Below are 7629 nucleotides of genomic sequence, written 5' to 3' on the forward strand. Positions count from 1 at the left end.
GTATGAATGTTGATGTAGCAAAAAATCTGCATGAAGTGATAGGCAACCTGCCTAAAGGAGTAGAATTGGTTGCCATCAGCAAATATCATCCTTGCGAATATATCGAAGCGGCGTATGCTGAAGGTCAACGGCGGTTTGGAGAGAGCCACGAACAAGAACTGAAACAAAAGGTTGAGCAATTACCAAAAGATATCCAATGGCACTTCATTGGCCATCTGCAAACCAACAAAGTGAAGTATATTGCTCCATATATTTCGATGATTGAAGCCGTAGACAGTTTAAAGCTGCTCAAAGAAATCAATAAACAGGCAGCCAAGCACGATCGCGTCATAAAAGTGCTCTTAGAACTTCACATTGCAGAAGAAGAGACAAAATATGGACTCACAATTGAAGATTGTAGAGCGCTGTTGGAAGAAGGAACTTGGCGCGAACTTGAGCATGTGAAAATTTGTGGTTTGATGATGATGGCGAGCAACACCGACAATCAAAAGCAGATTGCTGCCGAGTTTGACACCGCAAAACAGTTCTTCGATGAGATAAAAAACCAATATTTTTCAAAAGAAAAAGACTTCAAGGAGTGCTCTTGGGGCATGAGCCACGACTATAAGATTGCAGTTGAGCATGGTTCTACAATGGTTCGTGTAGGCACAACGATATTCGGTCCTCGCGTTTATTAGTATCATCGAAAACGAATTTGAATCAAAAAAAATAACTACCTTTGCAGGCAGAATGATAAATCATGGTGGGGAAAAACCATCGTAAATAAAACAAATTTATGCCAGATATATCAGTACGCGGATTAGAGATGCCAGAATCACCTATCAGGAAGCTGGCCCCTCTCGCAACAGCAGCAAAACAACGCGGCACAAAGGTTTACCACCTCAATATCGGACAACCCGATCTTCCTACGCCACAATGCGGCCTCGATGCATTGAAGAAAATCGATCGCAAGCTATTGGAATATTCTCCAAGTCAAGGCTATCAAAGCTATCGAGAGAAGTTAACCGGATATTATAAGAAATATAACATCAACGTTGAGGCTGATGACATTATCATCACTTCAGGCGGAAGCGAGGCTGTGCTGTTCGCCTTTATGAGTTGTTTGAATCCTGGCGACGAGATTATCATTCCAGAACCAGCTTATGCAAACTACATGGCGTTTGCCATTAGTGCAGGCGCCACCATACGCACAATTGCTACAACTATCGAAGAAGGTTTCTCATTACCCAAAGTTGAGAAGTTTGAGGAACTAATCAATGAGCACACACGTGCCATCATGATTTGCAACCCAAATAACCCGACCGGTTATCTATATACGCGTCGCGAAATGAATCAAATCCGCGATCTCGTGAAGAAATATGACCTTTATCTGTTCTCTGATGAGGTTTATCGCGAATATATTTACACAGGCTCACCTTATATCAGTGCCTGCCATTTGGAAGGGATTGAGCAGAATGTAATTCTCATTGATTCCGTTTCAAAACGATATTCAGAATGCGGTATCCGCGTAGGTGCATTGATAACCAAGAATGCAGAAGTGAGAAAAGCCGTCATGAAATTTTGTCAAGCACGCCTTTCTCCGCCACTTATCGGACAGATTGTTGCAGAAGCATCACTTGATGCCCCAGAAGAATACTATCGGAATGTATATGATGAATATGTTGAGCGTCGTAAATGCCTCATCGATGGTCTAAATCGTATACCGGGAGTATATTCTCCAATTCCTATGGGCGCATTTTATACGGTTGCCAAACTCCCTGTTGATGACAGCGAAAAATTCTGTCGTTGGTGTCTTGAGGAGTTCAATTATGAAGGCGAAACCGTGATGATGGCTCCTGCTTCAGGTTTTTATACAACGCCAGGCGCTGGGATTAATCAAGTGCGAATCGCTTATGTGCTAAAGAAAGCAGATCTCGAGCGTGCATTGGTTGTACTGCGAAAAGCACTCGAAGCTTATCCGGGACGCGTCGTTGACGAAGAGTAAAAAGCTAAAAAGAAAGATAAACTTGTTGTAGAAATAGATAAAAGAACATTGAATCTACCATTTTTCATAGCCAAGAGAATTTATGGTGGCAAGACCGAAGGAAAACAAGTGTCACGCCCTGCCATTCGCATTGCAACAGCAGGTGTAGCTATCGGACTTGCAGTAATGCTGATTTCGGTGAGTGTCGTACTTGGATTCAAACATACAATACGTGACAAAGTGATTGGATTTGGTAGCCATATTCAGGTTTCAGACTTTATGACCTTGCAGACAGGTGACTCCTATCCCATTCAGATGGATGACTCCATGATTACAGTATTGAAGTCTATTCCTGGCATTAAACATGTTCAACGCTACGCACTTAAACAAGGAATACTTAAAACCGACAATGATTTCTTGGGAGTAGTATTCAAAGGTGTCGGTCCCGAATATGACACAACATTTCTTCATCATAATTTAGTTCAAGGCTGCATCCCACGCTTTAATGATACGACAACGGACAATAATATCCTCATTTCGAAAAGCATTGCAGCCAAGTTAGGCGTAAAAGTCAATGATAAAATTTATAGTTATTTCATAGATAAGGATGGAATACGCACAAGAAGATTTAAGATCCAAGGTATTTATCAAACGAATCTATCACAATATGACGACATTACTTGTTTTGCAGACTTAAATACGATTGTAAAACTCAATGGTTGGCATGATGATCAGGCTACTGGAGCAGAACTCATTGTCAAGGACTTCAACCAATTGGATAATGTGGAGAATCTCGTCATCAAAAAGGTAAACCGCACACTCGACCACTATGGTGAGACATATTCTTCAAAGACAATCCGTGAACTTTGCCCTCAAATCTTCTCTTGGCTTGACCTACTCGACCTAAATGTATGGGTTATCCTCGCACTGATGATTGCCGTAGCAGGAGTAACTATGATATCCGGACTACTAATAATCATCTTGGAACGTACTGTGATGATTGGCATTTTGAAAGCTTTAGGCGCACGAAACAAAACTATCAGACACACATTTATGTGGTTTGCGGCATTCATTATAGGCAAAGGTTTGTTGGTTGGAAACCTGATTGGACTTGGCCTTATCACGCTTCAACAGTTCACAGGACTCGTCAAACTCAATCCGCAAACTTATTATGTGAGTACAGTCCCCGTGGAGTATAATATCCCTTTATTTATCATTTTGAACGTTGCCACCCTACTCATCAGCCTCTTTGTGCTCATCGCTCCAAGTTATTTGATTTCTCATATCCATCCTGCAAAGTCCATGAGATACGAGTAAATAAAATCTAATATAGGAAACAAAAAGTGCACATAAAGTTTTGAGATGTGCAAAGAAAGAACTATCTTTGCACAAAAATTTTGATATTGTGCAATGGACTCACAACCAAATTTCAACCGCTTTATAGAACAAAGCATCATCAATAATTGGGATAAAGACGCCTTGACAGACTACAAAGGTGCCACGCTTCAATTTCATGATGTTGCCCGAAAGATAGAAAAACTGCACATTTTATTTGAGAACAGTGGGCTACATAAAGGCGATAAGATTGCTATTTGTGGTCGAAATAGTTCTCATTGGGCTGTTGCATTCTTAGCCACTTTGACCTATGGGGCTGTTGCTGTACCTATTCAAAATGAATTCAAACCCGAACAAATTCATAATATTGTCAATCATAGCGAGTCTCGATTTCTATTTGTAGGAGATGTTGTTGCAAAGGAAATTGATGCTGAAGAGATGCCTTCACTTGAAGGAATCCTATATTTACCAGACTTTTCTATTGTGCTTTCTCGGTCTGAGAAATTTACGTTTGCACGTGAATATCTCAATGAAATCTTTGGAAAACGATATCCAAAGTACTTTAGACAAGAACATATCCACTATCATCAAGACCAACCTGAGGAGTTAGCTTTAATCAATTATACAAGCGGAACAACAGGATTCTCGAAAGGTGTGATGCTCCCCTATCGTGCATTGACTGGCAATTATCTATTCTTAGAAGAAGTAATTGGTTCAAAGATACCCAAGCATTGTAATGTCTTAGCCATTCTTACAATGGCACACATGTATGGTATGATGTGCGAACTCATACTCGAATTCTGCCTTGGAAACCATACTTATTTCCTCACAAGACTACCAAGTCCAACGCTCATTCAACAGGCTTTTGCTGAAATCCACCCGGCAATGATATTCTCGGTACCATTAGTTGTTGAGAAGATTATCCGCAAGAATGTCTTTCCAAAGATTCAAAGCAACATCTATAAGCTATTGATGACAATGCCTGTTATCAACAAAAAAGTTAAGCAACGCATTCTCGATATCGTACAGGCGGAGTTTGGTGGTGCAATGTATCAGGTTGCTGTAGGAGGTGCTGGGCTAAATAAAGAGATAGAAGATTTCCTTATCAACATCGGATTTCCTATCACTATGGTCTATGGAACCACTGAAACTGCCCCACTAATTACTTATGTTGACTGGCATGATTTCATTCCAAGAAGTTGTGGAAAGCCCGTGAAATTCATGGATGTGAAGATAACCAGTAATGACCCAGAGACTGTTCCTGGTGAGATTATTACACAAGGACAGAATGTCATGTTAGGATATTACAAGAACCAAGAAGCTACAGATGCCGTCATAGATAAGAACGGATGGTTTCATACAGGAGACTTAGCTACGATGTCAAAAGACGGACATATCTTCATCCGTGGACGTATTAAGAACATGCTTCTCGGTGCAAACGGGCAAAACGTTTTTCCCGAAGAAATTGAAAATAAGCTAAATTCGATGACCTTAGTCAATGAAAGTCTTGTCATACAAAAAGGTGAAAAAATCATTGCACTCGTTCATCCTGATTACGAAGAAGTCGAATCTTTGAATTTCAGTGAAGATGATTTAAAACAAGTTATGGAGCAAAATCGTAATGAACTAAATGCAATTCTGCCCAAATATGCAAGTCTTTCAGCGATTCAAATACAGAAAGAAGAGTTTGCAAAGACTCCCAAAAAGAGCATTAAACGCTATCTTTATCAAAATACCATCCAATAAAACAATTGATTACCAAACAAAAAGTAATTCAAAAAAAAGACAACATTATGGAACAAATACCAAGTTTTAATAGTCTGATACAGCAGTCTATCATAGACAATTGGGATAGAGACGCACTCACAGACTTCAAAGGTGCGACCCTGCAATATCATGATGTAGCTCGTAAAATCGAGAAACTTCATATCATGTTTGAAAGCAGTGGTGTGGTCAAAGGAGACAAGATTGCTTTAGCTGGGCGTAATAGTGCAAATTGGGCTGTAGCATTTCTGGCTACACTTACCTATGGATGCGTGGCTGTTCCAATTCTCCATGAATTCACACCCGAGCAGATGCACAACATCGTTAACCATAGTGAGGCTCGTCTTCTCTTTGTAGGTGATGTAGTGGCAACACAGATTGACCCAACAAAGATGCCCACACTCGAAGGCATTATCTATATCCCCGACTATTCGCTTGTGCTTTCCCGTACAGACAAACTCACCTATGCACGTGAGCATTTGAATGAAATGTTCGGAAAAAAGTTCCCAAAATACTATCGTAAAGAACATATAAACTATTATATTGAAAAGTCTCCCGACGAGTTGGCTCTTATCAATTATACCAGCGGAACAACAGGATTCTCAAAGGGTGTAATGATTCCTTATCGTGCATTATGGAGCAATGAATATTTCGCTGAACAAGTTTTAGGAAAGGTTGTCAAGGCTGGAGATAGCATCATTAGCATCCTTCCAATGGCTCACATGTATGGTATGGCCTTCGAGTTTATCTTCGAATTTTGTAAAGGTTGCCATGTATTCTATCTCACACGCGTACCAAGTCCTGCCATCATTGCACAGGCTTTTAGTGAGGTTAAGCCGAAGATCATCATCAGTGTACCTTTGGTTATCGAGAAGATTATACGTAAAAAAGTATTCCCAAAGATACAGAATAATCGCATGCGTATGCTTCTTCACATGCCTGTTGTGGCTAAGAAGGTGCGTGAAAAGATATGTGAACAGGTATCAAATGCATTTGGAGGAGAGTTCTATGAAGTTATCATCGGTGGTGCCGCTTTTAACCAAGAGATAGAACATTTCGTTCATCAGATAGGCTTCAAATACACAGTTGGTTATGGCGCTACAGAGTGTGCACCTATCATTTGCTATTCAGATTATAAAGACTTTGTACCAGGAAGTTGCGGACGGGCTGTTGTAAACATGCAAGTGGAGATTGATAGTCCTGACCCAGAAAATATTCCTGGCGAGATTCTTGCAAAGGGGATGAATGTCATGTTGGGGTATTATAAGAATGAAGAAGCTACCCGACAGACCATTGATGCTAATGGATGGTATCACACAGGAGACCTCGGTACTAAAGATGCCCATGGAAATATCTTCATCAAGGGACGTTCCAAAAACATGCTACTTGGTGCAAACGGACAAAATATCTATCCAGAAGAGATTGAAGACCGACTCAACTCAATGGCTCTTGTCAATGAAAGTGTCGTGATTCAAGATGGAGATAAGCTCGTGGGTTTAGTGCATCCTGACTATGATGAAGCCAAGAGTATGGGGTTGAGTGATAAAGATTTGGAAACCATCATGGAACAAAACCGCAATGAACTCAATCAAACTCAGCCTGCATATTGCAAACTTTCGGCTATTATCATCCACAAAGAAGAGTTTGAAAAAACACCCAAAAAGAGTATTAAGAGATATCTTTATCAGAAATAGACAAGATTTTCAATAAAAGAAATCAAAGCAAAGATAAAGCAATAAAAGATTAAATTAAAGACAGGAGAAATAAAAGTGCATGTGACTTTGAATAAAAGCATACGCAGAGAAGACAGAAAAACATGAACAAAATCACTTCTCTATTATGCCCACAACAAAGCAGAATCATCATTGAGCACATTTATTTTTCTTGCCTTTTTTATATTTCCACCTCCATTTTATTTTATATTGAATACACAAAATATAGCTGTTTTATCATCGAATAATCACCTAATAACAGCCAACTCATACCATTAAGAATCTTCTTAAACACAGATTTATAACAAGCTTATAATCAGGAAATTAAATAATAAGTATTTAAGTGTTTCAAAAACTCTATTTTTTCATCATTCAATAGAGAATTATCCGAAATCTTATCTGCCTGAAATGAGTAAATAATTCAAGCCATTTTAGCCCGCAATATGAGTCATATCATTGTGTGAAACCTATCAGTTTATTTTGTATAGTTATACTCTATGCACATACCTTCAAACTCAATTTGAATACAATCTTAAAAAACACACCCGTTTATCTGATATCTTTTATCAATAAAAGTAAGTGAAATTTGAAGAGCAAATCTTCAGAATCAATCATCATTATGCCATTCTAAAAACTATAAACAGACTGAAAACGTGACATAAAATGAAAAAGGGGCGCATCACATATACATGACACACCCCTACATTCTGAACTAATTAAATATTTATTCTATCTTAGAAAGGCAGATCATCTGCGCTTTCTCCTTCTGCACTTTCTTGTGAAGCTACAGGTGCCGGACCACCTACTGGAGCAGGACTAACAGGAGTTGGTTCGAAACCTGCAGGCGCGGCAGAA

Annotated in this window: 5 protein-coding genes; all 5 read left to right on the plus strand. The window is 39.4% G+C overall.

The features are described 5' to 3' along the window. The first annotated feature begins 2 nt into the window (after positions 1-2). The 5 genes from HMPREF9420_RS02975 (at position 3) to HMPREF9420_RS02995 (ending at position 6756) form a co-directional block, all read left to right on the plus strand. Entirely contained in the window at positions 3-677 is a 675-nt protein-coding gene (locus HMPREF9420_RS02975; RefSeq protein WP_007133936.1) for a YggS family pyridoxal phosphate-dependent enzyme, read from the plus strand. A 98-nt stretch (positions 678-775) separates the two neighbouring features. After that, the gene (locus tag HMPREF9420_RS02980) at positions 776-1984 is read left to right on the plus strand and encodes a pyridoxal phosphate-dependent aminotransferase (protein ID WP_007133937.1); all 1209 of its coding nucleotides are present in this window, start codon (positions 776-778) and stop codon (positions 1982-1984) included. 48 nt (positions 1985-2032) lie between these two features. Further along, on the plus strand, positions 2033-3280 hold the full coding sequence (locus HMPREF9420_RS02985) for an ABC transporter permease (RefSeq protein ID WP_007133938.1): 1248 nt from the start codon (positions 2033-2035) through the stop codon (positions 3278-3280). 93 nt (positions 3281-3373) lie between these two features. Continuing rightward, complete coding sequence (locus HMPREF9420_RS02990) at positions 3374-5044, plus strand: AMP-binding protein (RefSeq protein ID WP_007133939.1); 1671 nt, start codon at positions 3374-3376, stop codon at positions 5042-5044. Positions 5045-5091: 47 nt separating this feature from the next. Continuing rightward, complete coding sequence (locus tag HMPREF9420_RS02995) at positions 5092-6756, plus strand: AMP-binding protein (RefSeq protein ID WP_044079053.1); 1665 nt, start codon at positions 5092-5094, stop codon at positions 6754-6756. The last annotated feature ends 873 nt before the right edge of the window (positions 6757-7629 follow it).

It is taken from the genome of Segatella salivae DSM 15606, assembly GCF_000185845.1.
Classification (GTDB): domain Bacteria; phylum Bacteroidota; class Bacteroidia; order Bacteroidales; family Bacteroidaceae; genus Prevotella; species Prevotella salivae.